Below are 26,741 nucleotides of genomic sequence, written 5' to 3' on the forward strand. Positions count from 1 at the left end.
GAGCCTCATGCGTCTGACCCGTCTCCATGTCGACCTCGAGCTGACGCCCGGCGCCGAGTTCGATCTACCGAGCGCCCAGGCCCGTCATGCGGTGCAGGTACTGCGGCTCGAACGCGATGCATCCCTGGTGCTGTTCAATGGCGATGGACACGACTATCCGGCCCGTTTGATCGAGGTGCGGCGCGATCGGGTGCGTGTCCTGATCGAGTCGCGCGGCGACCCGGAGCCGGAATCCAGGCTCGACATCCATCTGGCGCTCGGCATCTCCAAGGGCGAGCGCATGGACTTCGCGATCCGGAAGGCCGTCGAACTGGGCGTGACCCGGATCACGCCGCTCTTCACCCGCCGCGCTCAGGTGCGGCTCGATGGGGCGCGACTCGACAAGCGGCTGGAGCACTGGCGCGGTGTGGTCATCGCAGCCTGCGAACAATCGGGGCGCAGACGCCTGCCGGTGCTGGAGCCGGCGGCCGATCTGGAATCCTGGCTGGTGACGGCGCTCGGGGAGGGCCGGACGCGCGGACTGCTGCTCGACCCGCTCGCCGAGCGGGCGCTACCGGCATTGCCGACGCCCGAATCGGGTCTGACGTTGTTGATCGGGCCGGAAGGTGGACTCGATTCGCGCGAGTGTGACCTAGCGCGGAACCACGGCTTTCAGGGCGTGCGTCTCGGCCCGCGCATCCTGCGCACGGAGACCGCTCCGCTGGCCGCCATTGCCGTGATCCAGGCGCTCTGGGGCGACTTCCGCGATCCCTGAGTCCGGATTCCGTGCTTCAGCCCGACTTCTTGCCGATCAGGGCGTTGATCTCATCGAGCAGCTGCGACTCCTGATAAGGCTTGCCCAGATAGCGATTCACACCGAGCTGGGTGGCATAGTCGCGATGCTTGGCCCCGGTGCGCGAGGTGATCATGATGATCGGCAGATTCCTGAGCCGCTCCGAACGCCGGATGTGGCGCGTGAGCTCGTAGCCGTCCATGCGCGGCATCTCGACGTCGAGCAGCACCACGTCCGGAATCCGCTCGTCGAGCAGTGTCAGCGCCTCGACGCCGTCCTTCGCGGTCAAGACCTCCATGTTCTGCCGGCGCAGCAGACGGCTGGTGACGCGCCGCACGGTCAGCGAGTCGTCCACCACCATGACGCAGACCGATTCGTTCGCCGGCTCGGGCGCAATCAGCACCGGCGCCTGCTCGCGAATGGCCCCCGAGCGCACCAGCGCCAGCGCATCGAGGATGAGTGCGACCCGCCCGTCCGGCAGGATGGTCCCGCCGCTCAACCAACGCACCCCCGCCAACTGTGGTCCCAGCGGCTTGACCAGGATGCGCTGACTCTCCAGCAGGGTATCGGCCTGAAGCGCCACACGCTGATCGCCGATGCGCGCCAGCAGGACCGGCAGCCAGCGCCGCTCGCCGAGTTCCGGTTCCGGCCCGTTCGCCTCCAGCGCCTGACCCAGATAGGCGACGCGATAGCGATGACCGCGCACCGTATAGGTCTTGGTCGGATCGGCATAGATGGCCAGCAGCTCTTCGCGATTGATGCGCGCCAGCCCCTCGACCGTGCTGTGCGGCACGGCATAGACGGTGTCGCCGACCGAGACCAGGAAGGCGTCGATGATGGCCAGGGTCAGCGGCAAACGGATGGTGAAGCGCGCCCCCTTGCCGGGCACCGACTCCAGGCTCATGGTGCCGTTGGCCGCCTTGATCTCGGAGGCGACCACGTCCAGACCCACGCCGCGCCCCGAGATCTGCGTGACCTTGCCCGAGGTGGTGAAGCCCGGCTCCATGATGAATTGCAGCACGGCCTCGTCCGGGAGCTTGGAATCGGCCGTCATCAGACCGCGCGCGATGGCCTTGCTGCGAATGGCCTCCAGGTCCAGACCCTTGCCGTCGTCGCCCAGACTGATGACGGCATCGTTGCCCTCGCGCCTTAGCGCCAGCGTCACCATGCCGGTCGCCGGCTTGCCGCGCGCCACGCGCGTCTTGGTGTCCTCCAGTCCGTGATCGACGGCATTGCGCAGCAGGTGTTCGAGCGGCGCGACCAAGCGGTCGAGGATGGTGCGGTCGAGCTCGACCTCGGGGCCGATGACCTCCAGCCGCGCCGATTTGCCGAGCGTCTCGGCGGTCTGGCGCACCAGACGATGCAGTCGCGGCACCACCTGCACGAAGGGCACCAGGCGCGTGCGCAGCAACCCGTCCTGCAGGTCGTCGGCCAGACGCGCCTGCTGGTTCAGCAGATCGGTCATCTCGCGCTGATAGCCGGCGAGCATCTCCTTGACGCTGATCAAGTCGTTGACCGTCTCGGCCAGAGAGCCGGAGAGCTGCTGGAGACGCGAGAAGCGGTCGAACTCCAGCGGGTCGAACTCGGCGTCATAGTCCGAAGCGGTCTCGGTGCGCTCCGCCGCCTCGCCGCCGCGCTCGAAGCGATACAGGATCTGGGCCTGGGTCTCGATCTCGAGCTGGCGCAGCTGCTCGCGCAGTCGCACCACGGTCTGATCGAGTTCGCCCAGTCCGAAACCGAGCTGGCCGTTGCGCTGGGTCAGACGCCCGCGATAGATGCTGATCTCGCCGGCATGGTTGACCAGACGGTTGAGCAGGTCGGAACGCACCCGGATCTGGGGGACGGCGGCGATGGCTCCGGCTCCCTCGCGGGTGGCGGCTTCGGTCGGAGCGGCCGCCGGTGTCGGGAGCGGTCGCTCCATCGCTGCCGGCGCGCCGGGTTCGGCCGTCTCCGCCGGGCGCATCAGGGCGACCTCGGGCGTGGCGGCTTCCGTCGTCGCTTCGCCGTGCGGTGTGCGCGACAGATGGTCGATGAGCTCGGTCATGCGCGGGATGGCCGCACCCTGTTCGAGTGCGTCGACCTGGAGCGAGAGCATGTCGACGGCGCGCTGCGCCAGTTCCAGCGTGACGTCGTTGATGCCGCTCTGGTCCTCGTCGAGCGCCTTGAGCCGCGTCTCGAGCGCATGGCTGAGGTCGCCGATCGCCGGCAGTCCGGTCAGGCGCGCGCTGCCCTTGAGCGTGTGCAGCAGACGATTGACGCCGGCGAGCGCCGCGCCGTCCTGGGGAGCGAGCAGCCAGTCACGGAACTGACGGTCCAGCTTGTCGAGCAGGTCGCGCGCATCCTCCAGGAAGAGTGCGGCCAACTCGGGGTCGGGGGCGGCCTGCGGCTCCTCCGGTTCGGTGCTCGTTTCCGACTCCAGCGCCGGATCCGTTGCGGGCGGCGGCTCCGGCGCCTCGTCCGCCGTCACTTCTGTCGTGGGCTCCTCGCACTCGGCTTCCGCGAGCTCGAGCGCTCCGAACTCGCCCTCTACGAGCTCGACGAACGACTCGGGCAGGGTCTCTTCGATCGTGACCTGGGTCTCGTGTGCGAAGTCGTCGGCGAATTCGATGCCTTCGGGTTCGAGATCCGGGGACGCGAGTTCCGGCGGTTCGAACTCCTCCGGAATCGACTCGATGCCGGGTGCGGCCGGCGCGTCGACGGACGGTTCGCTCGGTTCCGGGCCGGCCTCGGGCTCCGGGGGCTGAGGTTCGGGCTGGGTCAGTTCGGGCAGCAGCGCCTTGAGCGCGGCGGCACCGAGACCGGAAGCCGGCAGTTCATCGACGCGCTGCTCGATGGCCTCGGCGGCGCGCCGAAAGAGCGCGACGAGCGGCGCGCTCAGCGGCGCGTCACCGGCCAGGAGCGGCTTGACGCAGGATTCCATGGCCTTGGTGACGCGCGCGATGGAGTCGATACCCGACATGCGGGCGCTGCCGGTCAGGGTATGGAGCGCGCGCTCGATGGATTCGTCGACGCGCCGCTCCTCATCGGGTTCGCCGCTGTCCAGGAAGGCGCGCAGAACACTCAGGTGCTCCCTGGTCTCGGTACGGAAGATGTCGAGCAGTTCCGCGTCGGCGGCGAACAGGCTGTCGTGATCGACGACCTCCTCGGCGGCGGCCGGTGTCGCCGCCGCGGGGCCGGTCTCGGGTTCGGCGGTGAGCCGGGGCTCCTCGGGCGGACGTTCGGCGCCGACGCCGTCGCGCAGTCGGGTGGCGCGGAGCACATGGGGTTCGATGTCGAACGGACGGCCCTCGGCCTCGGCCTCGACCAGCTCGGGCAGGACGCGCACCGCCTCGGTGATGCAGTCCAGGATCTCCGCAGAAGGCAGGCGCCGGGTCTCGATGAGCCGGTTGAGCAGGAACTCCATGGCCTGCGCGAAGTCGCCGACCTGGAGCGCACCGACCAGTCGGCCGCTGCCCTTGAGCGTATGGAAACTGCGCCTCAGCGCGGCCAGGGCCTCGGCGTCGGACGGATCGGCTTGCCAGCGCGCCAACTGCATATCGGCCGACTCGAGCTCCTCGCGCACCTCCTCCAGGAAGATGTCCAGGAACTCGGTCTCGCCATCCTCGGACTCCAGATCCGACTCATCGGCCGGACGCTCGGGTTCCGCCGTCATCTCCGGAGTCGCGACCCTGTCCTCGGGGGCTTCGCCCAACTCACCGAGTTCGGCCTGGAGTGCCGATATGGCGCGTCCGGCACGGTCGATCAGGGTGTCGCCGAGCGGCATCGGTTGCTGGAGATGGCCGATATACAGTTCCAGTCCGGCGATGGCGTCGGCCAGATGATCGACCTGGGCGTCGGTCGGGAGACGCCGGCGGCGCACATAGGCCTCCTGCACCAGGGTGCCCACCACCTCGGCCAGATCGGCGGCAGGGTTCTCGCCGAGGATGCGCAGGGCGCCCGACACGCTCGTCAGATATCCCTGGATGGGTCGCAGCGGTTCTTGAGCGCCGGGTTCCTTCTGCCAGTCGGCGATGGCCTCCTTGACCCGCAACAGCTCATAGCCGGCCTCGCGCAGCGTGGCGGCGGTCAGGTCCGAGAGGTCCATGTCCGGGGCGATGAGTCGCTCGGCGCCCGCGTCGCGCCGGTCGGCCAGGGCCAGCAGCACGGATTCGATCCCCAGCAGCTCCATCGCGTAGGACTCGAGCCGCGCGGTCTGACTCCCGAGATCGGCCGCGTCGAGCGTCTGGAAGCGATCGCCCAGGGTGCGCAGACGCGCCGGCAGATTGCCGACCTCGACGTCATCGAGTCGCGCGGCCAGAAGACGCAGTCGATCACTGAAGCCCTGGATCACGTCCTGGGCGACGGTCTCCATGAGCATGAGGCGATCGAAGGTCTGCTTGAGGTCGGCGATCTCGGCGACGAGCTCGCTCGCCAGTCCGGCCGGCGCCGCGTCGGCCTCCAGGATGGTCTGGGTCTCGGCGGTGCTCGGCATGGCCGGCTCAGGGCCGTATTTCATGCGCGCCTCGGCGAGCGCGGCCTCCTCGATCCCGGCGGCGGTCAGGAGTTCGAGCAGCTGTTCGATCAGGGTCTTGGCATCGACCTCGGGCCAGACCGGGGGACGCTGGGTCAGAGGCTTGAGCGCCCAGTCCAGATGACCCATGAGGGTGCGCGCGCGCGGCCCGGATTCGAGTCGGCCATCGTGGAGCGCGGTGCAGAAACACTCGGAGAGTGCGAAGAGATCGGCGAGGGTTCCGTCCTTGAGATAGTCGTGGAGCTGGCGGAACAGCCGGCCGAGCTGGACGAGTCCATGGCCCTCACCCCGGTACCACTCGACCAGATGACGGTGGAACTGGGGACGCACCTGACGCATCACCTCGGCCAGGATGTCCAGTTCCTCCGGAATCCACTGCGAGTCGCCGTCACGATCGGGGATCGCGAAGTTCAGCAGTTCCGAGCGCGTCAGCGGGAGCTGGTCGCAGGCCGAGCGCAGACTGTTGATGATCGACCACAGGCTCAGCGGCGGCTCCTCGAATCCGGCGTCCAGCCGGTCGAGATGATTGCCGAGCTGATCGAGTGCCTGCCCCATGACGACCGTGGCCTCGGCATAGTGCCCCGGATCCGTCTCGTCCAAACGCTCGGCGAGCCTGTGCATTTCCTCGACCAGACGCGCCGGCGTCGTCAGACGCAGGGCCAGCAGCACGCCCTGGACCTGACTCAGGGATTTGAGCACGGCGGCCAGTTCGGTCTCGACATCGAAGTCGGCGCCGGCCTCGACCAGATCGCGGACCGGACGCAGGGTGGCGCCGATCTCGCCCTTGACCCATTTCAGGCCGCCGATCAGCTCTTTGTTCGCCATTGGCTCATCCCTCGCGATGAAGTCCGCCGATCACTCCGGCAACCGGAAGCCGGCCACCGATTTCTGCAGGTCGCTGGCCAGGCCGGCCAGCACCTCGACCGATTCGGCGGCCTTGCGCGTGCCGTCGGTGTTCTCCTCGGTGATGGCGCGGATGGCCTGCACCATGTCGTTGATCTCGGCCGACTGGCGCGACTGACGCTGCGAGGAGTCGGCGATGCGCTTGGTCAGCTCGGCGATATAGGCCGAGACGTTCTCGATCTCACGCAGGGCCTCGCCGGCGTTCTCCGCGAGGTTCGCCCCCTCGACCACGCCCGCCGTGCTCGCCTCCATGGAGCTGACGGCCTCGTTGGTGTCGGCCTGGATGGTGCGCACCAGCACCTCGATCTGCTTGGTGGCATTGCGCGAGCGCTCGGCCAGACGCTGCACTTCGTCGGCGACCACCGCGAAGCCGCGCCCGGCCTCGCCGGCCATGGCCGCCTGCATGGCCGCGTTCAGGGCCAGGATATTGGTCTGGTCGGCGATGTCGTCGATGAGCTCGACGATCTCACCGATCTCCTGCGAGGACTCGCCCAGCCGCTTGATGCGCTTGGAGGTCTCCTGGATCTGCTCGCGGATGGCGTCCATGCCCTGGATGGTGTCGCGCACCGTCTGGGCGCCGCGTCCGGCCACCTCGACCGAGCGTGAGGCGACCTCGGCCGACTCAGCCGCGTTGCGCGCCACCTCGTCGATCTGCACGGTCAGCGACTGCACGGCGGCCGAGGCCTGGGTGATCTGGAGCGACTGGGCGCTGCTGGCATCGGCCAGACGCAGCGAGATGGAGCGGCTGTCCTGAGCCGAGCGGGCGACCTGGGTCGCGGTCTGGTTGATGGTGGCCACCAGTCCGCGCAGGGCCTCGATGGCATAGTTGAAGGCGTCGGCGATGGCGCCGGTCTTGTCCTCTGTGACCGTGGCCTCGACCGTGAGATCGCCGTCGGCCAGATCGCCCAGCTCGTCGAGCAGACGCAGGATGGCGCGCTCGTCGCGCTCGGTCTGCGCCCGGTAGGCCGCCTCGCGGGTCTTGGAGTCGCGCAGGAAGATCAGGACCAGGGCGGCGAGGCTCAGGAGCGACAGGGCCGCGAACACGAGCACCGCGCCCGTGCCGACCGGCAACCCGAGCAGGATGAAGCGACGTCCGGCCTCGCGATAGTGGGTCAACAGCGCCGACAGGGCCGACTCCAGGCCGCCGGCGGACGTCTGGATGCCCGGCAGTTGCGCGATGGCCGTGCGCACGCCGTCCATCCGCCGCAGGATCTCGGTCGAGCGGGTCTCGAGCGTGGCGAACTGCTCGGTCATCTCTTCGAGCGCCGCGCGCGATCCGGCCGTCTCGCTATGTCCGCGCGACCCCGAGATCAGGGCCGAGAGTCCCTCGGCGAAGGCGTTGGTCGATTTGACGACCTCGTCGAGTGACTGACCGGCCTCGGCGCCGCCGAGCAGATAGCGATCCAGCGCCGATTCCAGACGTTCCAGCCGCGAGAGCTGGAGTCCGGCCTCCAGCACCAGGGTCGGCGCGGCGCCCTCGGCGGCGAGCCGCTTGGCCACCTTGGTCATGGTCTCGCGCAGACGCGGGAGCTGCTCGCGCGACTCTCCGATCAGCTTGTGCACCGCCAGGATCGGCTCGCGTGCGGCCAGGATGGCATCGATGCCCTGGGCGAACGGCGTCCAGGATTGCTCGATCTTGCGCAGATCGGCGCGCAGCAGACCGGTCGCCACCTGCTGGGTGGACTCCTCGATGCCCTGGGTCAGATCCACCAGCGTGGCCTGGAAGCGCTGGCGCTCACGACGCAGGCGATCGAGCGTCTCGGCCTCGCCGGTCGCGGCCTCGCGTGCCGAGCGCATCATCTGCTGTGTCAGGATCCGCTGCTCGGCGGCGGTGAAGCCCTGGCGCGCGTTCAGTTGGTCGAGCTGGGCCAGCTCGAGATAGCTGAACAGCGCCAGGATGGCGAAGAACAGCGCGCCGAATCCAAAGGCGATCGCGACCAGCAGATGCGAGCCATCCAGCGCGGGCTTGCCAAGATTGAGTTTGAAGCGTTTCGCCATCTCGTGCCGACTCCTCGGATGAACCCCGACGGAACCGGCGCCTTGGCGATCCGGGACCGACGGGGTTCGACTGCTTTGGATGTATGTGCCGGGATCAGGTGAGCGCGGCGTTGAGCAGCGGATCGGCCATCAGGGCCGTCAGCTCGATCACCGGCAGCGACTGACCGTCGAGCCGATAGGCGGTCTCGACATAGCGCCCGATCGATCCCCAACCCTCGACGTTCCCGGCGACCCGGTCGCTGTTCCGGATATACCGCATACCCACGGCCTCGGAGACGACCAGGCCGCAGGGCAGGTCGTCCTGCCGCACGACCAGGACGCGCTCGCGGCTGCGGACGTGTTCGCGCCGACGCTCGGGCGCGCCGTCCGGAAGACGCTTGCGACTCCGCGGCGGTCCGCCCGTGATCAGGGACGCCAGGTCGTAGATGGGCAGGAGCGTACCGCGATTGTTGGCCACGCCGAGCAGCCAGGGCTTGGTGCCCGGAACGCGCGTGATCTCCCAGGGCAGCTCCAGCACCTCGGCGATCTGCTCCAGGGGCGTGAGCAGGAAATGCCTGTCGACCCGGAACAGCACGGCGGTCCAACTGTCCGGCGGGCGCGCCTCGTCGGGGAGTCCGGCGGCGCGGGCACGGCAGCGCGCGTCGAGCTTCCGGATCAGCTCGTGCAGATCGGTGCGGGCGCGTTGGGTTCTAGCCATGGCTCGCCGGGCCTTCCAGCAGGGTGCGGATGCGTTCGAGCAACAGCGCGTGATCGACCGGCTTGGTCAGATAGTCGGTCGCGCCCTGGCGCAGACCCCAGGTGCGATCGGTCTGGAGATCCTTGGTCGTCACCATGATGATGGGGATGTCGGCGGTCTCGGCATCGCGCCTCAGCAGGCGGGTGGCCTGATAACCGTTGAGCACCGGCATGATGACGTCCATGAGGATGAGGTCCGGGCGAAGCTCGCGGGCGCGCGCGACGCCCTCCTCGCCATTGCAGGCGGTCTCGACCCGATAACCGGCCTTCTTCAGCGTGGTCGAGAGGATGTGCGTCTCGGTCGGCGAATCGTCGACGATCAGGACGATCGGGGGCGTCTCCATGGTCGTCGCGGCGGCGCCCAGATCCCGGTGCGGATTCGGTTTGTCTAGGATGCGTCTCATGGCGTGCTCGGGATTCGAGTGCTTGATATCCTTGCGCATCGATCTCGGCTGGGATCGAACGATGGCTTGGCTGAGGGGCTTGGGGTTCGATTCATGGGCGCTGACGATCGATTCAGGGCGATTCCGTGGATGAGGATGGGGCCAGGCTGGCACGCACGGCGCCGATGAGTTCGTCGGCGGTGAAGGGCTTGGAGAGATAGAGCCGGGCGCCGACCAGACGCCCCTTGGCGCGATCGAAGAGTCCGTCCTTGCTCGAGAGCATGACCACGGGGGTGTCCTTGAACTGCGGGTTGTTCTTGATCAGGGCGCAGGTGTGATAGCCGTCGAGCCGTGGCATCATGATGTCGACGAAGACGAGATCGGGCTTGAAGCTGACGACCTTGCCGAGCGCCTCGAAGCCGTCCTCGGCCAGCCGCACCTCACAGCCGACCTTGGTGAGCAGGACTTCGGCACTGCGGCGGATGGTCTTGCTGTCGTCGACGACCAGAACCCTGGTGCCGCGCAGATCTAGTTCGTCCGGCATGGTGGCTCCTGGTCGGGATGCGGCATGATGAGGATTCGTGCCGCGCCGGAGAGGGCGGCGAAGCCGGTGATGTCAAATGTCTCGAAGCTGGGCGCCATGGTCATCGATGCTGGAGTTCCTTCGCTCGGGTGGAATTCCTGATGCATGGAATGTATCCGGATGCTAGGGTCAAGCGTCCTCCCATGCAAGCGACTCGACTCGGTTTTTCACTTTGTTCGGTTTTTCACTCTGGGCAAGCTATGAATACTCGAATCGGTTTCGTGATGGATCCGATCGGCTCCATCCGGATCAAGAAGGATAGCACCTTCGCCATGCTGCTCGCCGCCCAAAGGCGCGGCTGGTCGCTCTGGTACATGGAGGTCGGCGATCTGTCGTTGCTCGACGGTCAGGCCATGGCGCGAATGCGCGCCGTCGAGGTCGTCGACGATCCGCTCGGCTGGTTCCGGCTCGGCGAGGAGATCGAACGGCCGCTCGGCTGGCTCGACACCCTGCTGATGCGCAAGGATCCGCCCTTCGACATGGAATACGTCTACACGACCTATCTGCTCGAACGTGCCCAGCAGGCCGGCTGTCTGGTCGTCAACGACCCGCGCAGTCTGCGCGACGCCAACGAGAAGGTCTTCACCGCCGCCTTTCCGCAGTGCGCGCCGCCGACGCTCGTCACGCGCCGGGCGCGCGACATCCGCGCCTTCCAGGCCGAGCACGGCGAGATCGTGCTCAAGCCGCTGCACGGCATGGGCGGGGCCTCGATCTTTCGTCTGCGTCCGGACGATCCCAACCTGAGCGTCGTCATCGAGACCCTGACCCGGCATGGTCGGGCCTTCTGCATGGTCCAGCGCTTCATCCCCGAGATCGAGGCCGGAGACAAGCGCATCCTCATGGTCGACGGCGAGCCCGTGCCCTATTGTCTGGCGCGCATCCCGGCCCCCGGCGAGACGCGCGGCAATCTGGCCGCCGGCGCCTCGGCCGAGGCGCGTCCGTTGAGCGCGCGCGATCGCTGGATCGCCGAACAGGTCGGTCCCGAACTGCGCGCACGCGGTATCCTCTTCGCCGGACTGGACGTGATCGGCGACTATCTCACCGAGATCAATGTCACCAGCCCGACCTGTATTCGCGAGCTGGACGCGGCCTATGACCTGGACATCGCGGGCGATCTCATGGACTGCATCGCGGCCCGGCTGCTGGGCGAGCGCGCGGATCGCTCCGATCAGTGACGTCCGTCCTGGAGGGCGCGTCCTTGAAACCAGGTGCGCCATCGGAAACGGGGCGCGCGTATGAGATTCAACCTGGGAGCCATCATCATGGGGTTTGTGCTGTCCCCCTCGACTCTGGTCCGACCGGCGCGCGTGCTCCCGCTGCTGCTCGTGCTGTCGCTGACGCTCGTCGCCTGTCGCGACAAGGCGCCGGTCATGCTCTCGCGCTTCACCGCCTTCGAGACCCAGGTGGATGTGAGTCTGGTCGCCGTGACCCGCGATCAGGCCGAGCGGGCCGCCGCCCTCGTCGCCCAGGACTTCGCCTATCTGGAGCGGGACTGGGCGAGCGACGGCGAGGCCATGGAGCGCGTGAACCGGCTCCTGGCCCAGGGCGAGCCCTTCGTGCCGCCGCCGTCCGTCCGGCGTCTGGTCCGGCTCGGTCAGACGCTGGAAGTCGAGAGCGAGGGGCTGGTCGATCTGGGTCTCGGACGACTGGTTCGGCTCTGGGGCTTCGACTCGGCGAGCGAGTCCGTCCGTCGTCCGCCGACGGGCGAGCGGATCTCGGCTCTGGTCGCCGCCGCGCCGTCCATGGCCTCGATCGAGATCGAGGGTCTGACCCTGCGCGGACGCGATCCGGCCCTGAGTCTGGATTTCAGTCCCATCGCTCGGAGTCAGGCCATCGATCTGGCGATCCGGCATCTCAAGGATCTCGGCGTGCGTAACGCACTCATCCAGGCGGGTGGGGAACTGCGTGCCATCGGCGAGCGCAGCGGCCAGCCCTGGCGCATCCCCGTGCTCCGTCCCAGCGGATCGGCGGTCCTGGCGATCGTGCCGTTGCGCGGCGACGAGGCGCTGGCGACCCTGGGCGAGCAGGAGCGTGCCTTCACGGATCGGGGCCGCCTCTATCACGCCATCCTCGATCCGCGCACGGGGCGGCCGGCCATCGGGGCCCGCTCGGTCACGGTCCTGAGCACGGAGACCACGCACGCGGCCGTGGCGGCGCGGGCGCTCTTCATCGCCGGCCCCAAGGACTGGCGGCGTCTGGCGGCGCGACTGGGTGTGCGACAGGCGCTGCTCGTCGACGCCGAGGGACGTCTGCACATGACGCCGGCGATGGCCGGGCGTCTCGAACTGGTCGACGTCGACGAGCCGATCGAGATCGTCGAACCCGAATGGCCGGCGCCCGATGGGCAGGACGATCGGCCGTCATGATCGGAAGTCCCGTCACGATGCTGGAACCGTCGCGTGAACTGGCCACCCAGGGCACGGGCGTCTCGAGCACGCCCTTCATCGCGGCCCTGGCCGGGGCCGGCTGGCTGCATCTGCTGCTGATCCTGGCCGTCTCCTTCGTGTGGCCCGAGCCGGGGCCGCCGCCCGAATCGGCGATGGAGGTGATCCTGCTCAAGGACATCGGCGCCGGTGCGCCGAATCGCGCCTCCGAGGCCGCGCTGGCGCAGCGCGATCAGGTGGGTGAGTCACCGCGCGGCGACGCGGCGATCCCGACCTTCGGTGATGCCCCCGAGGAGACGTCCGATACGCGCGCGGAGACGGATGGACCGGCCACGGAGTCCGTGCATCCGGCCGAGCCCCCCGAACGCGCGGACGAATCGACGCCGACCGAGGCGCCGCCGCACGACGACCCCTTGGCCCGTCCGGACGCCATGACGCTGCCGCTGCGGGAGCCGCCGACCGCGCCCGTACTCGCCACCGAGGCCGAGGCCCCGCCCCGCCCGGAGGTCGACCCGCTCACGCCGCGTCAGACGGTCGTCGACGCGGCCCAGATCCTCTCCAGCCAGGGGCCGGAGGTCGCGCGGCTCACGTCCAGCCGGACAGCCGGCACCGCCAACGGCGCCAAACGCGCGCGACGCAAGTCGATCAGCGCCAGCACGCGCGAGTTCCGCTACGCCAGCTATCTGGCCGCCTGGGCGCAGAAGGTCGAACGCATCGGCAATCTCAACTATCCGCAGGCCGCGCGCGATCAGCGTCTCTACGGCAGCCTGATCCTACATGTCGCGGTGCGCGCCGACGGCAGTCTGGAGAACATCCGCGTGGTGCGCTCCTCCGGCTTCGAGCTGCTCGACGAGGCGGCGATCCGGATCGTCGAGCTGGCCGCGCCCTTCTCGCCCTTTCCGCCCGACATCGCCGCCGAGACCGACGTGCTCGACATCGTGCGTACCTGGCAGTTCATGCGCGGCGACGTGCTCGGGTGGGAGCGGTGAACATGCGGTTCCATGGGACAGCGGGACGAAAGGGCCGTATGATCGTCCTATCGAACTGGGGCCGGACGGACGCGACTCGCGTCCCGAGGATGGCTTGTCGCGCTTGCCTCATCATGAGCCGATCAGGATACTAACGCCCATGTCTTTCAGTACTTCATTGACCAACCATCTCTTGATCGCGATGCCGGGTCTGCAAGACCCCAACTTCGCGCGCACGGTCACCTATATCTGTGAGCACACGGAGCATGGGGCCATGGGCATCGTGATCAACCGCCCGCTGGAGGTGACGCTCGGCGCACTCCTGGACCAGCTGGAGATCCCGGCCCTGCGTCCGGGCGTGGGTTCCACGCCCGTCTATCAGGGCGGTCCGGTGCAGACCGACCGCGGCTTCGTGCTGCACACGGCCGGTTACAGCTACGACTCCACGCTCAACATTACGCCCGACATCAGCGTCACCACCTCGCGCGATATCCTGGAAGCGATCGCCGGCGGCGAGGGGCCGGATCAGGTGCTGATCGCGCTCGGCTATGCCGGCTGGGGCAGCGGTCAGCTCGAACAGGAGATGAGCGCCAACGCCTGGCTCAACGGCCCGGCGAGCAATGAGATCATCTTCCGCATGGACCCGAGCGCGCGCTGGATGGCCGCCGCCCAGTTGCTCGGCGTGGATCTGAACCTGATGAGCGGCGAGGCCGGGCACGCTTGACGCGCCAGGGTCGCTCATGACGCTGCTCGGATTCGACTTCGGCCCGCGCAAGATCGGCGTGGCCGTGGGCCAGACGATCACCCGCTCGGCCACGCCTCTGACCACGCTGCGCAGTCGGGGCGAGCAGCCGGACTGGACGCGCATCGAGGCCCTGATCCGCGAATGGCGGCCGAGCGCCCTGGTCGTCGGTCTGCCGTTCCGGATGGACGACAAGGAAGTCGAGTGGTCGCCGCGCGTACATCGCTTCGCCCGCCAGTTGGAAGGACGCTATCGTCTGCCCGTGCATCTGGTCGACGAGCGTCTGACCTCGCGCGAGGCCCATCGTCAACTCGCCGAGCGCGATCGGCGCACGCCCACGCCGGAAGCCGTGGACGCGCTCGCGGCGGCCCTGATCCTGGAAACCTGGCTCTGTGAGCAAGTCTGACATCTGGAAGGATGCCGCCGCCATCGAGGCGGCCATCGACACCATGACCGAGCGGCTGCGCGAGCGTCTGGAGCGGCGCGGCATCGAGCGTCCGCTCATGATCGGCATCCACACCGGCGGGGTCTGGGTCGCCGACCGGCTGCACGGGCGGCTGTGACTGGCCGAACCGCTGGGCCATCTGGACATCTCCTTCTATCGCGACGACTTCAGCCGGGTCGGCATGCATCCGCAGGTGCGCCCGTCCTATCTGCCGGTCGGGGTCGATGACCGGCATCTGATCCTGGTCGACGACGTGCTTCAGAGCGGTCGCACCATCCGCGCCGCGCTCAACGTGCTGTTCGACTATGGACGGCCGGCCTCGGTGACGCTGGCCGTGCTGGTCGAGCGCGACGGACGCGAGCTGCCGATCGCCGCCGATGTCGCCGGGTTCGAGGCCGGTTTCGGCATCGATGAACAGATCAAGCTCAGCGGGCCCGAGCCGTTGCTCATGCTGCGCGCCCGCCGGGGCGCACACCCGGTTCGCTGATCCGTACAGTCCGGCTCAGTCCATCCATCCGTACCGGAATTCCATGACGACGCCCAATCCACAGCTCGACGCCCAAGGTCGGCTCAAGCACTTCCTCACCATCGACGGACTGAGCCGTGAACTCCTGACCGAAATCCTCGATCAGTCCGAGGGCTTCCTCGGCGTGTCCCGGCAGGCGGTCAAGAAGGTGCCGCTGTGTCGCGGCAAGGTCGTGGCCAATCTGTTCTTCGAGACCAGCACCCGCACCCGTACCACCTTCGAGCTCGCGGCCAAACGGCTCTCGGCCGACGTGCTCAATCTCAACATCTCGACCTCGGCCACGGCCAAGGGCGAGACCCTGCTCGACACCCTGCGCAATCTGGAAGCCATGCACGTCGACATGTTCGTGGTGCGTCATGCGTCCAGCGGCACCGCGCACTTCATGGCCGCCCATGCCGCGCCGCACGTGAGCATCGTCAACGCCGGCGACGGACGTCATGCGCATCCGACCCAGGCCATGCTCGACATGCTCACCATCCGTCGCCACAAGCCGGACTTCAGCCGACTGCGTGTGGCCATCGTCGGCGACATCCTGCACTCGCGCGTGGCGCGCTCGCAGATGATCGCGCTCAGGACGCTCGGCGTGCCCGATGTGCGCGTCATCGCCCCGCGCACCCTGCTGCCGACACGGGTCGAGGAGGCGTTCGGAGTCACGGCCTATCATGATCTGAGCGAGGGCGTGCGCGATGCCGACGTGGTCATCATGCTGCGCATCCAGCGCGAGCGCATGAACAGCGCACTCCTGCCGAGCGAGCACGAATACTTCCAGCTCTTCGGGCTGACCGAGGAGCGGCTCTCGACCGCGCGCCCGGATGCCATCGTCATGCATCCGGGGCCGATCAATCGCGGGGTCGAGATGGATTCGCAGGTCGCCGACGGGCGTCGCTCGGTGATCCTGGAGCAGGTGACGAACGGCATCGCGGTGCGCATGGCGGTGATGTCCATGTGTCTCGGCAATCAGCATCTCGGCAACAGCCAGAGCCAGGAAGAAGCGACCCATGCTTAACGCCCCCCGCCTCAGCATCCGTCACGGACGGCTCATCGATCCGGCCGGCGGGCACGATGCCGTCGCCGACATCCATCTCGCCGAGGGCCGGGTGCTGGCCATCGGCGCCGCGCCCAGCGGCTTCCAGCCCGACCGCACGCTGGATGCGCGCGGGCAGGTGGTCTGTCCGGGGTTCGTCGATCTGTGCGCGCGGGTGCGTGAACCCGGTCTCGAACAGAAGGCGACCATCGCCAGCGAGGGGCGCGCGGCGGCCGCATCCGGCGTCACCACGCTCTGCTGTCCGCCCGACACCCGTCCGGTCATCGACAATCCGGCGGTGGCGCGGCTGATCCATCAGATCTCCAAGCGCCATGGTCTGACGCGCGTACTGCCGATCGGGGCCATGACCGTGGGGCTGGAGGGCAAGTCCATCACCGAGATGGCCGCGCTCAAGCTCGCCGGCTGTCCGGCGCTCGGTCAGGCCGATCGCCCGATCCGCGACACCCAGGTCCAGCGCCGTGCGCTCGAATATGCCGCGACCTTCGGACTGACGCTGTTCCTGCTGCCGCTCGACCCCGAACTGAGCGCGGGCGGTTGCGCGCACGAGGGCGTCGTCAGCACTCGACTCGGGTTGCCCGGCATCCCCGAGGCCGCCGAGACCGTGGCCGTGGCGCGTGATCTGGCGCTGGCCGAGCAGACCGGGGCGCGCATCCATTTCCGCGGACTCTCGACCGCGCGCGGGGTCGAGATGCTGGCCGAGGCGCGTGCGCGCGGGGTGCGGGCAAGCGGCGACGTGGCGCTGCATCAGCTCTTTCTCACCGAGCATGACCTGGAACATTTCGACGCCAACTGTCATCTCGTCCCGCCGCTGCGCACGCCGGCCGATCGCGATGCGCTACGCGCGGCGCTGGCCGATGGGGTGCTGACGGCGGTCTGCTCGGACCATCAGCCGCACGACCCGGATGCCAAGCTCGGCCCCTTCCCCGAGACCGCGCCCGGACTCTCGGGCCTGGAGACCGTGCTGCCGCTGGCGCTGCGGCTGGTCGAGGAGGGCGTGCTCGATCTCATGGGCATGATCGAGCGGCTCACGGTCGGACCGGCCGCCATCCTGGAGCGTGACCTGGGACGCCTCGCGCCCGGTACTGCGGCTGATCTCTGTGTCTTCGACCCTGAAGCGCTCTGGACGCCGTCGCCGGCGACCTGGATCAGTCAGGGACACAACACGCCCTTCATGGGGCACGAGTTGCGCGGACGGGTGAGCTGGACGCTGCTCGGGGGGCGGATCGTCTTCGAGCGTTGATCCCGATACAACGTAAACAGTGAGCCGCCGGGCGCGTTCTTCCAGCGCACTGGTGTCTCCCGACTGGTGGAGGCATGGCCAATGCAACGCTATCTGATCCGCTTCACGATGCTCTTGGTCCTGATCCTGGGATGGTCGCTCAGGCTCTCAACGGCCGATGCCGTGACACTCGTCGCCGATCGGCCTTCGCCGCAACCCGCCGGCACCACCATCACCTTCACCATCGACGCGCAAGGGACGACGAACGCGCTCTACCGCCTGAGCGCCGGTCCGGCACAGGGGCCGGGACAGCCCGAGATCGTCTACGACGGCTCGCGCGACGACACCCTGGAATGGACGCGGATCGATCCGGGTGTCTATCGCATCGTGGCGACGGTCCTGAACGCCGACACCGGCGAGGAACAGGTCGTCGAGCAACTCTTCAACATCGAGCCGGCCGTGCCGCCGGATACCTCCTGGGCGATGGTGCTGCCGACCTCAAACCCGCTGGTGGCGCTCTATGTCGCGCCGCCCTGTCCGCCGCCGGCACGGATGCACGTGCGCTTCGAGGCTCCGGGTGACGGACGGGTCCAGGCGACCGGCCCGAAACGCTGTGAACCGGGCGTTCCGCTGCATTTCCTGGTGGCCGGGATGCGCGAACGGACCACCTACCGGATGCGGCACGAGATCCTCGGGCCGTTCGATGAGGTCATGGTCGGCTCGGACGCGATCGATTTCACCACCGGCGAGGCGCTGATCGCGATCTCGGAGCATCATCCCGTGTCGCTCGATAGCGGACAGGACGCGACGACCGAACCCCTGATCTGGAGCTCGACCCTCATCGGCAATCCGACGCTCGGACTCGGTCCCTACATCCACGCGACCGATCTCGAGGGGCGACTGGTTTGGTATCTGGATACACCCACATGGGCGATTCGACCGAGCCACGGCGGTACGCTCTGGGTCGTCCGGCCCGACCCGATCAGCGGCGTCCGCGACACCGTGCCGGCCAAGGTCGATCTGCTGGGGCGGGTCGTCAGGCAGACCACGGTCGAGGCGCTCAACCGCCAGCTCGCGCGTCTCGGATACGCGGATCGCATCAACGACATCCATCACGACGTGCGCGACCTGCCGGATGGCCGGATCGCCTTCATCTCGACGGTCGAGCGTCTGGTCACGGACGTGCAGGGACCGGGGACGGTCTCGGTGCTCGGCGACATGATCCTCGTCACCGATCAGAATTTCGTGATCCAGTGGGTCTGGAACGGTTGGGATCATCTGGATCCGACCCGGCCGGCGACGCTCGGCGAGGTCTGCGCGATCGGTGACGCCGGCTGTCCGCCCTTTCATCTGGCCGAGCAGTCAAACGACTGGATGCATTCCAACAGTCTGGCCTATACGCCGGACGGCAATCTGATTCTCTCGGTCAGACATCAGGACTGGATCGTCAAGGTCGAGTATGCCGACGGCGCCGGGGATGGGCATGTGCTGTGGCGGCTCGGACCCGAAGGGGATTTCGCTCTGGTCGGCGGCACGGCGGATGACTGGTTCTCGCACACCCATGACGCGCAGTTCATCAGCGAGAACCGGATTCTGGTCTACGACAACAGCAATCTGCGTTGCGCGGGAGAGACCCCGCCGCCCGACTGCCGGAGTCGGGGTCAGGTGTGGGAGATCGACGAGCGGACGATGACGGCCGAGCTGGTCTTCGATCAGGATCTCGGCGACTTCGCCTTCGCGGTCGGTTCGGCGCAGCGACTGCTGGACGGCGGCTACTGGTTCAATTCCGGAATGCTCGGCAGCTTCGCCGAACCGCGCACGACCTTTCTGGACGTCGGACCGGATGGGGCGACGCGACGCCGGATCGAACTCGATATGTTCCACTACCGCTCCTATCGTCTGCGCGACCTCTACTCGGTTCCGCCGTCCTGGGACACGCCGGCCTGGAACAGCCATCCGCGCCGGCTGTCCACCTGGTAGGTGTGCGTCTCCATCGGCAGGTGCACCTTGACTTACATCAAGTCGTTCGATGGCGCGAAATGAGATGCTCGCGCCATCGAACGATCCTGTTGATCCGAAGCGAGAGCGAGTCTGCCGTCAACTACCCCGCCCTGAAGGGCGGAGCTTGTGAGAGCAAGCTGGGTTGACCAGCCTCAGCCCGCCTGACCGGGACGGTCGAAAGGGGCTCCGTGTGCCACAGGTCGTCAAGACTCACCGGCGGATGCTTCCTCAGTCCGCCGCTCTGAAAGGTCGGGATCATGCAGGCGCAAGGTAAAGCGCCGAAGGTTTTGATCGCCGCGCCGGCGGGAGCCGGTTGCACACATTGGCGAGGGGAGCGACCACGCCGCGAGGTGTCGTCCGTCACCAGGCCCTTACGGGCAGAGCCTCACGGCCCGGCAGGTGGAAAGCCTGCACCTGTTTCCGGCGGCTGCACGGTCGTAGCCGCTCTCCCTCCCCGCCCTGAAGGACGGGGTTTCTCGCGGAGGAACTGATGAGTATGTTCTGTTTCCAGTGCGAAGAAGCGTCCAAGGGTTTTGGCTGCACCACCAACAAGGGTGTCTGCGGCAAGCATTCCAAGACCGCCCATTTGCAGGATCTGTTGGTCTATCTGCTCAAGGGACTGGCGGTCGTCGCCGAAGAAGCCGCCAGACAGGGCACGCCAGATCCGGGCGTGGGGCGCTTCGTCACCGAAGCGCTCTTCATGACCATCACCAATTCCAACTTCGACGACGCGCGGCTCGAAGATCGGATCCGGGCGATCATCGCCCGCCGCGACGCGCTCAAGGCCGCCATCGGCTATTCCGGCGAACTGGAGGCCGTTGACTGGACCGGCACGCCCGATCACTACGACACCAAGGGCCTGGCCGTCGGCGTGCTGTCGCAGGCCAACGAGGACGTGCGCTCACTGCGCGAACTGTTGGTCTACGGTCTCAAGGGCATGGCGGCCTATACCGATCATGCCGCCGTGCTCGGTTTCGAGAAGCCCGAGATCTATGACTTCATGGTCTCGGCCCTGGCCGCCTCGCTGACCGAGTCCGACATCCAGACCCTGATCGGCTGGGTGCTCAAGTGCGGCGAGTTCGGCGTCACCGCCATGGCGTTGCTCGACGAGGCCAATACCGCCAGCTACGGCAACCCCGAGATCACCAAGGTCAATCTCGGTGTGCGCAACAACCCCGGCATCCTCATCTCGGGTCACGATCTCAAGGACATGGAGGAACTGCTCAAGCAGACCGAGGGCACGGGCATCGACGTCTACACCCACAGCGAGATGCTGCCGGCGCACTACTATCCGGCGTTCAAGAAATACGCACACTTCGTCGGCAACTACGGCGGCGCTTGGTGGGAGCAGGACAAGGAGTTCGCCTCCTTCAACGGCCCGATCCTGATGACCACCAACTGCATCACGCCGGTCAAGGACAGCTATCGCGACCGGATCTTCACCACCGGACAAGCCGGCTGGCCGGGCGCCATGCACATCGCCGACCGTCCCGAGGGCGGGGTCAAGGACTTCTCGCCGCTGATCGAGCGCGCCAAGACCTGTGCGCCCCCGACCGAGTTGGAGCAAGGCGAGATCGTCGGCGGCTTCGCCCATGCGCAGGTGATGGCCCTGGCCGACAAGGTGATCGACGCCGTCAAATCCGGCGCCATCAAGCGCTTCGTCGTCATGGGCGGCTGCGATGGGCGTCACAAGCAGCGCTCCTATTACACCGATGTCGCCAGGGCGCTGCCCAAGGAGGCGGTGATCCTCACCGCCGGCTGCGCCAAGTATCGCTACAACAAGCTCGATCTCGGCGACATCGGCGGCATCCCGCGTCTGCTCGACGCCGGGCAGTGCAACGACTCCTATTCACTGGCCTATATCGCCTTGAAGCTCAAGGAGGTCTTCGGCCTGGACGACATCAACGAACTGCCGATCTCCTACGACATCGCCTGGTACGAACAGAAGGCGATCATCGTCCTGCTGGCGCTGCTCTCTCTGGGCGTGAAGCACATCCGGCTCGGCCCGACCCTGCCGGCCTTCCTGTCGCCGAATGTGGCCAAGGTGCTGATCGAGAACTTCGACATCAAGCCGATCGGCGAGGTGGAAGAGGACGTGCGGGCGATGATGGCGGCAGCCTGAAATCGGTTGGAACCGAGCGAGTGGATCACAACATCCACTCGCGACCGTCGCTGTCTCCGACGCCATCCTGTTGCGAGTCCTTTGCGTTATCATCCTGCATTCCTTTGGTTGAGTGTCGAGCGGATGAAAAGGAATGCACAGCATGCAGGCAGATTTTCTGGATGCCCATGAGCGTCACTGGGATGATGCCGAGTTCTTGTTTCTGGCTCAGCGCTGGGCGAATGCCGACCATCTGTACGGTATGGCGACCGAATGTGGTTTGAAGCAGCTCATGCTCGCCTTTGGGATGCCTTACGACATGAACAAGGATCGCCCCAGCCAAAAAGAGGATCGGCAGCACGCCACAGGGGTTTGGACGCGCTTCGAGACCTATCGCGACGGTCATCACCTGGGGGCCGGTTATGTCCTGCCCAACTCCAACCCATTCCGCGATTGGGACGTGTCCCAACGCTATGCCCATCGATCCGGCTTCGATCAGGCACGGGCACTCTCTCACCAAGCCGGTGCACGACAAGTCCGTGATTTGGTCCGGAAGGCTCAACGAGAGGGACTGCTGTGACCACCTTCGATGGGATCCTGCCGATCGTGGCCGAGGTGCTGGATGGGCACCGCGAAGCGATGACCGAACTCGACTGGCTCCTGATCAATCGCGACCTCAATGGGCGGGTTCGCCTGATCGTGCCCGAGACCGTCGAAGCCGACCCGGTCATGCGTGATCATGTGCGTGTCGTGGCCGAGCAACTCGCCGAGCGGCTCGGGTGCCATGCCTATCCAGCGGATCGGGCCATCCTCTATGAGATCAGCCGGGAGCCGGCCTGTCAGGATGCGACCTGCTATCCATTGGATGGCTTCGACAGGGTCTGGATCGTGGATCGTCTGGCCACCGAGGGACGCTGGGAGCGGATCGCCCCTGAAACCGAGGGTGCGCGGCGCATCGTGTTTTTCTCCATCAAGGGTGGTGTCGGTCGCTCCACCGCGTTGGCTGCCACCGCCTGGCACCTGGCCCAAGCAGGCAAGCGTGTGCTGGTGCTCGATCTCGACCTGGAGTCACCTGGATTGTCTTCCAGCCTGCTGCCTCCCGAGCGTCAACCCAAATACGGCATTACCGACTGGCTGGTAGAGGATCTGGTCGACAACACCGATGGGATGCTCGACGGTTTGATTGCCATGAGCAATCTGTCCCACGACGGTGAAATCTATGTCGTTCCTGCCCATGGCGCGGATCCGGGCGAATACATCGCCAAGCTCGGTCGGGTCTGGATGCCCAAAGTGAAGTCGGACGGTTCGCGTGAGGACTGGTCCGCGCGCTTGCAGCGGTTGTTGACGGACTTGGAGCAGCGCCTCCAACCGGATGTCGTTCTCATCGACTCGCGCGCCGGTATCGACGAGGTGGCCTCGACCTGTGTGACGGATCTGGGAGCGAACCTAGTGTTGCTGTTCGCGCTGGAAGGCGATCAGACCTGGAACGGTTATCGTCTGTTGTTCGACTACTGGCGGCAAACGCGCGTGGCGGAAGCCATGCGTGAGCGCTTGCAAATCGTCGCTGCCCTGGTGCCTGAACTCGAACGTGTGGCTTACCTTTCAGGTCTGCGCGAACACGCCTACGGGATCTTCGTCTATTCGCTATACGATGAGATCGCACCACCTTCGACCGAAGCCATTGGGCCAACACCTGATGGTTCGCAGAGATGGCGTGTCGGTGAGCTGGTGGAGGGCTGGAGTTTCGATGAGGCCGACACTGGGGCGCCTCATCATCCCTGGGTGGTGTACTGGCATCGTAGCTTTGCCGGACTCCGTTCGCTGCAAGGTCGACTTGCGGTCATCGATCGCCAAGAAGTGAACTCGATCTTCGGTTCATTACTCGATGGAGTCGGTACCGTCCTTGGGCTGGAGTCTATCCATGACTGAAGCGCAAGCCTTGCGTGAAGCCATTTTGGCCGCGCCGCTAGAGACCAGCAATTTCGGTGAAACCCCACGGCCGGGAACGCTCTACTTGCCGCCATCCCACCTCAAGGCTCTGCGGCTCGACGCGCATGTCGTGGTGGGGAGTCGGGGCGTCGGCAAGTCCTTTTGGACGGCGGCGCTGCAATCCGCTGAGTTGCGCGGACTCTTGGGAACCGCTGCGTCAGAGCTGGCGGGGATCGAGGTTCACGCCGGCTTCGCCAATCGGGAAGCCATCGCCGACTATCCGAATACCGATGTGTTTTCGGTCTTTCTCGATCAGGGAGGCGACCCCTACGACCTGTGGCGTGCAGTGGTCTTGCGTTGGGTGGCAGAGCGTGCAGGGCAAAGCATTCCCAGCGAAAGCTGGGCCGCCACGACCGCCTGGCTGAGGTCCGATCCCGAGGCCGCCGCACGTCTGATGCAGCATCCGCGTGACTGGCGCGGGCTGATCCTGTTCGATGCCCTGGATCGCACCAGCAATGTCTGGCAGCGTATGGACGATATCGTGCGTGGTTTGCTGCGTGCTGTGCTCTGGCTCAAAACCTTCCCAGGCCTCCATGCCAAGGTGTTCTTGCGCGAGGATCAAGCAGAGCGCACCGTCTTCAACTTTCCGGATGCCTCCAAGCTTACGGCTACCAAGGCCGAGCTGACCTGGGCCAGACACGATCTGCACGGACTGCTGTGGCAACGACTGGTCAACGCACCGGATAGGCATGGTCAAAGGCTACGCGGAATTTGCCGAGCGCGCGAAGATTCCGGTATCTGGTTGCTGCCGGATGACATGAAACGCGAAACCGATACGCAGCGATCAGCGTTTGGGCGGCTCGCCGGTCCCTGGATGGGGCGAGACAGGCGGCGAGGCGTACCTTATACCTGGTCGGTCAGCCACTTGGCGGACGGTCGCGGTCAGACTTCGCCGCGTTCGTTTCTAGCGGCGATTCATCAAGCGGCGGAAGATTCCGGCGAACGCTATCCGCAACACGACTATGCGCTGCATTACGAAAGTCTCAAGCGGGGCATCCAGAAGGCTTCAGAGATCCGCGTGACCGAGGTCGCCGAAGATTACCCCTGGGTTCCGGAGGTGCTTTCGGAGTTGAAGGGCATGAATGTTCCCTGTGTCTATGAAGAGATGCTGGCGCGCTGGTGTGAACGCTTTCCTGGTGGACCTCAGGATATTCACCTGGACCGTCTGCCCGCGCAGCATGCGACCCGTGGCTGGGAAGGCATTCGCGAGGATCTACAGCGTCTCGGTTTGATCGAGACCAAAAAGGATGGGCGTATCGACATGCCGGATCTCTACCGGGTCGGGTTTGGCCTGGGCCGCAAGGGAGGTGTCAAACCGCGTAACCGAGGCTCATAGAGACTTTGCGTGTCACCGGACACGCGAAGGCCGCGTCCGCCGGATGGTCATGAACCATCGGCGGACGCGGCCTTATTTCAGTCACAGCCCGAAAGGAGCTGGACCCGGCTGTTACCAGCGCGAGCCGCCGCCGCTACGTGCCGGACGGTCGGAACGCGGCTTGGCCTGGTTGACGCGCAGCGGACGCCCCTTGAGCGGGGTCTCGTTCAGACCCTTGATGGCCGCGTCGGCCTCGGAATTGCTGGGCATTTCGACGAACGCGAAACCCTTGGAATCACCGGTGAACTTATCGGTGATCAGGTTCGCGCTCTCGACATTGCCGTAGGCACCGAAAGCCTCGCGCAGATCGTCCTGGGTCACGCTATAGGCCAGGTTGCCAACATAAATATTCATCAGTCTCGGTCTCTTGGGGAACTTGCGCATCGATTAGAAGGAACTCCGGTGCCGGCCGATGCGCCCGCCGGCTGGAGTGGCAGCGGTTCGGCCTGAGCCGTTCCGCAAAACTGGGATCTCGAACCTACATCAAACCGTCGCGCGTGGACGCGAGCTGCCGCTACGTCCGCCGGGCTTACGCGCATGACTGCGCGGATGCCGGGTCTGGGCGCGATTGCCGTTCTGGTCGCGTCCGTCGGAACGCGGGCGGGCGTGATGCTTGCGCAGCGATTGCGACTGGCGGCGCAGATCGGCCTGGAGTGTCTCGTCGGTCGAGCCGCGTTCCTCGAAGCCGTCGATACGCTGGACGTCGATCCGACGTCCGAGCACACGCTCGATCCCGGCCAGGAGTCCGCGTTCGTCGGGGCTGATCAGCGACACGGCGGTGCCGTCCGAGCCGGCGCGCCCGGTGCGGCCGATGCGATGCACATAGTCTTCGGGCACGTTCGGCAGCTCGAAATTGACCACATGCGGCAGGCGGTCGATGTCGAGTCCGCGCGCGGCGATGTCGGTGGCGACCAGGGCGCGCAGTGAGCCGGCCTTGAAGTCGGCGAGCGCGCGGGTGCGGGCACCCTGACTCTTGTTGCCGTGGATGGCGGCGGCGGTGATGCCGTCGCGTCCGAGCTGTTCGGCCAGCCGGTTGGCGCCGTGCTTGGTGCGGGTGAAGATCAGCACCTGCCGCCAGTCGCCCTGAAGGATCAGATGCGAAAGGAGCGAGCGCTTGGCGTCACGTGCCACCGGATGGACCACCTGGGTCACTGTCTCGGCGGCGGTGTTGCGCGGGGCGACCTCGATGCGCAGCGGGTCGCGCAGCAGACCGACGGCCAGTTGCTCGATCTCGCGTGAATAGGTGGCCGAGAACAGCAGGTTCTGACGTTTGGACGGCAGCAGCTTGAGCACGCGGCGGATGTCGTGGATAAAGCCCATGTCGAGCATGCGGTCGGCTTCGTCCAGGACGAAGAATTCGATCTTGGACAGATCGACATGGCCCTGACCGACGTGGTCGAGCAGCCGGCCCGGCGTGGCGACCAGGATATCGACACCGCGACGCAGGGCCGTGGTCTGGGGCACCATGCCGACGCCGCCGAAGATCTGGAGCGCGCGCAGCGGCAGATGCTGACCATGGGTGCTGACGCTCTCGCCGACCTGGGCCGCGAGTTCGCGGGTCGGAGTCAGGACCAGGGCGCGCGGGGCACGCTGACGCGGGTCGGACTGACTCAGCAGATGCAGCATCGGCAGGGTGAAGGCGGCGGTCTTGCCGGTGCCGGTCTGGGCGGCGGCGAGCACGTCGCGGCGGGCCAGGACGGCGGGAATGGCTTTGGATTGGATCGGCGTGGGCTGAGTGTAGCCCTGCGCAGCGATCGCGCGCAGCAGTTCGGCCGAGAGGCCGAGCGCGGAAAACGACATGAATGCTCCTGGGTCGGCCTACCCAGGAATACTCGTCTGGGCCGGTCTAGGCGTAGGGTACGTGAGAGTCGCGACGGGTGAACCTTGGGCGGGAGATCAACCGAGAGACGGGCCGCGCCGACCGGATGGCGCGTGGTGTATGAGCCGCTACCATACGCGAATCCCCGGCGAATGCAACCGTTATTTTCGACGCGGTTCAATGGGTACGGAACTCCAAGACTGGAGCCGAGCAGACGGCTGAGCTATTTTAAGCAGTCCGTGC

Annotated in this window: 21 protein-coding genes and 1 pseudogene; 14 read left to right on the forward strand and 8 right to left on the reverse strand. The window is 66.6% G+C overall.

The window, feature by feature from the left end; all coding sequences use genetic code 11:
- Positions 1-7 precede the first annotated feature (7 nt).
- The gene (locus tag Atep_RS00390) at positions 8-754 is read left to right on the forward strand and encodes a 16S rRNA (uracil(1498)-N(3))-methyltransferase (protein ID WP_213379491.1); all 747 of its coding nucleotides are present in this window, start codon (positions 8-10) and stop codon (positions 752-754) included.
- A 16-nt stretch (positions 755-770) separates the two neighbouring features.
- Here Atep_RS00390 and Atep_RS00395 read toward each other — a convergent pair whose 3' ends face one another.
- From Atep_RS00395 to Atep_RS00420, 6 genes are all read right to left on the reverse strand, one after another.
- Positions 771-6,107, reverse strand: coding sequence for a hybrid sensor histidine kinase/response regulator (locus Atep_RS00395; RefSeq protein WP_213379492.1), 5,337 nt, complete (start codon positions 6,105-6,107; stop codon positions 771-773).
- A gap of 30 nt (positions 6,108-6,137) precedes the next feature.
- Positions 6,138-8,183: a methyl-accepting chemotaxis protein gene (locus Atep_RS00400; RefSeq protein WP_213379494.1), complete on the reverse strand. Its 2,046-nt coding sequence runs from the start codon at positions 8,181-8,183 to the stop codon at positions 6,138-6,140.
- A gap of 94 nt (positions 8,184-8,277) precedes the next feature.
- Positions 8,278-8,880 carry a chemotaxis protein CheW gene (locus Atep_RS00405; protein WP_213379496.1) on the reverse strand — a complete coding sequence of 201 codons (603 nt, stop codon included), beginning with the start codon at positions 8,878-8,880 and terminating at the stop codon, positions 8,278-8,280.
- Positions 8,873-9,322 carry a response regulator gene (locus Atep_RS00410; protein ID WP_272876298.1) on the reverse strand — a complete coding sequence of 150 codons (450 nt, stop codon included), beginning with the start codon at positions 9,320-9,322 and terminating at the stop codon, positions 8,873-8,875. The genes Atep_RS00405 and Atep_RS00410 overlap by 8 nt, the downstream gene beginning before the upstream one ends.
- Positions 9,323-9,434: 112 nt before the next feature.
- Positions 9,435-9,845, reverse strand: coding sequence for a response regulator (locus tag Atep_RS00415; RefSeq protein ID WP_213379498.1), 411 nt, complete (start codon positions 9,843-9,845; stop codon positions 9,435-9,437).
- Positions 9,830-9,991: a hypothetical protein gene (locus Atep_RS00420; protein WP_213379500.1), complete on the reverse strand. Its 162-nt coding sequence runs from the start codon at positions 9,989-9,991 to the stop codon at positions 9,830-9,832. Before Atep_RS00420 ends, Atep_RS00415 begins: the two co-directional genes overlap by 16 nt.
- 93 nt (positions 9,992-10,084) lie before the next feature.
- Here Atep_RS00420 and gshB point away from each other — a divergent pair, with 93 nt between their 5' ends.
- The 13 genes and pseudogenes from gshB to Atep_RS00485 all read left to right on the forward strand — a co-directional run bounded on the left by gshB (position 10,085) and on the right by Atep_RS00485 (position 24,640).
- A complete protein-coding gene (gshB, locus tag Atep_RS00425) occupies positions 10,085-11,059 on the forward strand; it encodes a glutathione synthase (RefSeq protein ID WP_213379502.1) in 975 nt (324 codons plus the stop codon).
- A 60-nt stretch (positions 11,060-11,119) separates the two neighbouring features.
- The gene (locus tag Atep_RS00430; protein ID WP_236786296.1) at positions 11,120-12,250 is read left to right on the forward strand and encodes an FAD:protein FMN transferase; all 1,131 of its coding nucleotides are present in this window, start codon (positions 11,120-11,122) and stop codon (positions 12,248-12,250) included.
- Positions 12,247-13,257, forward strand: coding sequence for an energy transducer TonB (locus Atep_RS00435; protein WP_213379504.1), 1,011 nt, complete (start codon positions 12,247-12,249; stop codon positions 13,255-13,257). The genes Atep_RS00430 and Atep_RS00435 overlap by 4 nt, the downstream gene beginning before the upstream one ends.
- 139 nt (positions 13,258-13,396) lie before the next feature.
- The gene (locus Atep_RS00440) at positions 13,397-13,960 is read left to right on the forward strand and encodes a YqgE/AlgH family protein (RefSeq protein WP_213379505.1); all 564 of its coding nucleotides are present in this window, start codon (positions 13,397-13,399) and stop codon (positions 13,958-13,960) included.
- 16 nt (positions 13,961-13,976) lie between these two features.
- Positions 13,977-14,384, forward strand: coding sequence for a Holliday junction resolvase RuvX (ruvX, locus tag Atep_RS00445; RefSeq protein WP_213379506.1), 408 nt, complete (start codon positions 13,977-13,979; stop codon positions 14,382-14,384).
- Positions 14,385-14,427: 43 nt separating this feature from the next.
- Positions 14,428-14,910 (forward strand): annotated as a pseudogene (gene pyrR / locus Atep_RS00450) (bifunctional pyr operon transcriptional regulator/uracil phosphoribosyltransferase PyrR).
- 43 nt (positions 14,911-14,953) lie between these two features.
- Entirely contained in the window at positions 14,954-15,955 is a 1,002-nt protein-coding gene (locus Atep_RS00455; RefSeq protein ID WP_213379507.1) for an aspartate carbamoyltransferase catalytic subunit, read from the forward strand.
- On the forward strand, positions 15,948-17,234 hold the full coding sequence (locus Atep_RS00460) for a dihydroorotase (protein WP_213379509.1): 1,287 nt from the start codon (positions 15,948-15,950) through the stop codon (positions 17,232-17,234). The genes Atep_RS00455 and Atep_RS00460 overlap by 8 nt, the downstream gene beginning before the upstream one ends.
- Before the next feature lie 81 nt (positions 17,235-17,315).
- On the forward strand, positions 17,316-19,193 hold the full coding sequence (locus Atep_RS00465; RefSeq protein ID WP_213379511.1) for an aryl-sulfate sulfotransferase: 1,878 nt from the start codon (positions 17,316-17,318) through the stop codon (positions 19,191-19,193).
- 511 nt (positions 19,194-19,704) lie between these two features.
- Positions 19,705-21,336, forward strand: coding sequence for a hydroxylamine reductase (hcp, locus tag Atep_RS00470; RefSeq protein WP_213379513.1), 1,632 nt, complete (start codon positions 19,705-19,707; stop codon positions 21,334-21,336).
- A gap of 133 nt (positions 21,337-21,469) precedes the next feature.
- Positions 21,470-21,895 carry an SAM-dependent methyltransferase gene (locus Atep_RS00475; protein ID WP_236786297.1) on the forward strand — a complete coding sequence of 142 codons (426 nt, stop codon included), beginning with the start codon at positions 21,470-21,472 and terminating at the stop codon, positions 21,893-21,895.
- On the forward strand, positions 21,892-23,244 hold the full coding sequence (locus Atep_RS00480) for a ParA family protein (RefSeq protein WP_213379515.1): 1,353 nt from the start codon (positions 21,892-21,894) through the stop codon (positions 23,242-23,244). Before Atep_RS00475 ends, Atep_RS00480 begins: the two co-directional genes overlap by 4 nt.
- Positions 23,237-24,640, forward strand: coding sequence for a hypothetical protein (locus tag Atep_RS00485; RefSeq protein WP_213379517.1), 1,404 nt, complete (start codon positions 23,237-23,239; stop codon positions 24,638-24,640). The genes Atep_RS00480 and Atep_RS00485 overlap by 8 nt, the downstream gene beginning before the upstream one ends.
- 111 nt (positions 24,641-24,751) lie before the next feature.
- Here the strand turns inward: Atep_RS00485 and Atep_RS00490 are convergent, their stop codons facing one another.
- Positions 24,752-25,033 (reverse strand): RNA recognition motif domain-containing protein, encoded by a 282-nt coding sequence (locus Atep_RS00490; protein WP_176977001.1) that lies wholly within the window; start codon positions 25,031-25,033, stop codon positions 24,752-24,754.
- A 129-nt stretch (positions 25,034-25,162) separates the two neighbouring features.
- Entirely contained in the window at positions 25,163-26,479 is a 1,317-nt protein-coding gene (locus Atep_RS00495; protein WP_213379519.1) for a DEAD/DEAH box helicase, read from the reverse strand.
- Between the last annotated feature and the right edge of the window lie 262 nt (positions 26,480-26,741).

The sequence above is a fragment of the Allochromatium tepidum genome (genome assembly GCF_018409545.1).
GTDB lineage: Bacteria > Pseudomonadota > Gammaproteobacteria > Chromatiales > Chromatiaceae > Thermochromatium > Thermochromatium tepidum_A.

Excerpts from the sequence above, each read along its gene's own strand:
- Atep_RS00390 (WP_213379491.1), top strand. The coding sequence starts at position 8 with ATGCGTCTGACCCGTCTCCATGTCGACCTCGAGCTGACGCCCGGCGCC.
- Atep_RS00490 (WP_176977001.1), bottom strand. The coding sequence starts at position 25,033 with ATGAATATTTATGTTGGCAACCTGGCCTATAGCGTGACCCAGGACGAT.
- hcp (WP_213379513.1), top strand. The coding sequence starts at position 19,705 with ATGAGTATGTTCTGTTTCCAGTGCGAAGAAGCGTCCAAGGGTTTTGGC.
- Atep_RS00430 (WP_236786296.1), top strand. The coding sequence starts at position 11,120 with ATGAGATTCAACCTGGGAGCCATCATCATGGGGTTTGTGCTGTCCCCC.
- Atep_RS00440 (WP_213379505.1), top strand. The coding sequence starts at position 13,397 with ATGTCTTTCAGTACTTCATTGACCAACCATCTCTTGATCGCGATGCCG.
- Atep_RS00435 (WP_213379504.1), top strand. The coding sequence starts at position 12,247 with ATGATCGGAAGTCCCGTCACGATGCTGGAACCGTCGCGTGAACTGGCC.
- Atep_RS00420 (WP_213379500.1), bottom strand. The coding sequence starts at position 9,991 with ATGCATCAGGAATTCCACCCGAGCGAAGGAACTCCAGCATCGATGACC.
- Atep_RS00495 (WP_213379519.1), bottom strand. The coding sequence starts at position 26,479 with ATGTCGTTTTCCGCGCTCGGCCTCTCGGCCGAACTGCTGCGCGCGATC.
- gshB (WP_213379502.1), top strand. The coding sequence starts at position 10,085 with ATGAATACTCGAATCGGTTTCGTGATGGATCCGATCGGCTCCATCCGG.
- Atep_RS00485 (WP_213379517.1), top strand. The coding sequence starts at position 23,237 with ATGACTGAAGCGCAAGCCTTGCGTGAAGCCATTTTGGCCGCGCCGCTA.
- Atep_RS00455 (WP_213379507.1), top strand. The coding sequence starts at position 14,954 with ATGACGACGCCCAATCCACAGCTCGACGCCCAAGGTCGGCTCAAGCAC.
- Atep_RS00475 (WP_236786297.1), top strand. The coding sequence starts at position 21,470 with ATGCACAGCATGCAGGCAGATTTTCTGGATGCCCATGAGCGTCACTGG.
- Atep_RS00465 (WP_213379511.1), top strand. The coding sequence starts at position 17,316 with ATGCAACGCTATCTGATCCGCTTCACGATGCTCTTGGTCCTGATCCTG.
- Atep_RS00415 (WP_213379498.1), bottom strand. The coding sequence starts at position 9,845 with ATGCCGGACGAACTAGATCTGCGCGGCACCAGGGTTCTGGTCGTCGAC.
- Atep_RS00460 (WP_213379509.1), top strand. The coding sequence starts at position 15,948 with ATGCTTAACGCCCCCCGCCTCAGCATCCGTCACGGACGGCTCATCGAT.
- ruvX (WP_213379506.1), top strand. The coding sequence starts at position 13,977 with ATGACGCTGCTCGGATTCGACTTCGGCCCGCGCAAGATCGGCGTGGCC.
- Atep_RS00405 (WP_213379496.1), bottom strand. The coding sequence starts at position 8,880 with ATGGCTAGAACCCAACGCGCCCGCACCGATCTGCACGAGCTGATCCGG.
- Atep_RS00395 (WP_213379492.1), bottom strand. The coding sequence starts at position 6,107 with ATGGCGAACAAAGAGCTGATCGGCGGCCTGAAATGGGTCAAGGGCGAG.
- Atep_RS00410 (WP_272876298.1), bottom strand. The coding sequence starts at position 9,322 with ATGAGACGCATCCTAGACAAACCGAATCCGCACCGGGATCTGGGCGCC.
- Atep_RS00400 (WP_213379494.1), bottom strand. The coding sequence starts at position 8,183 with ATGGCGAAACGCTTCAAACTCAATCTTGGCAAGCCCGCGCTGGATGGC.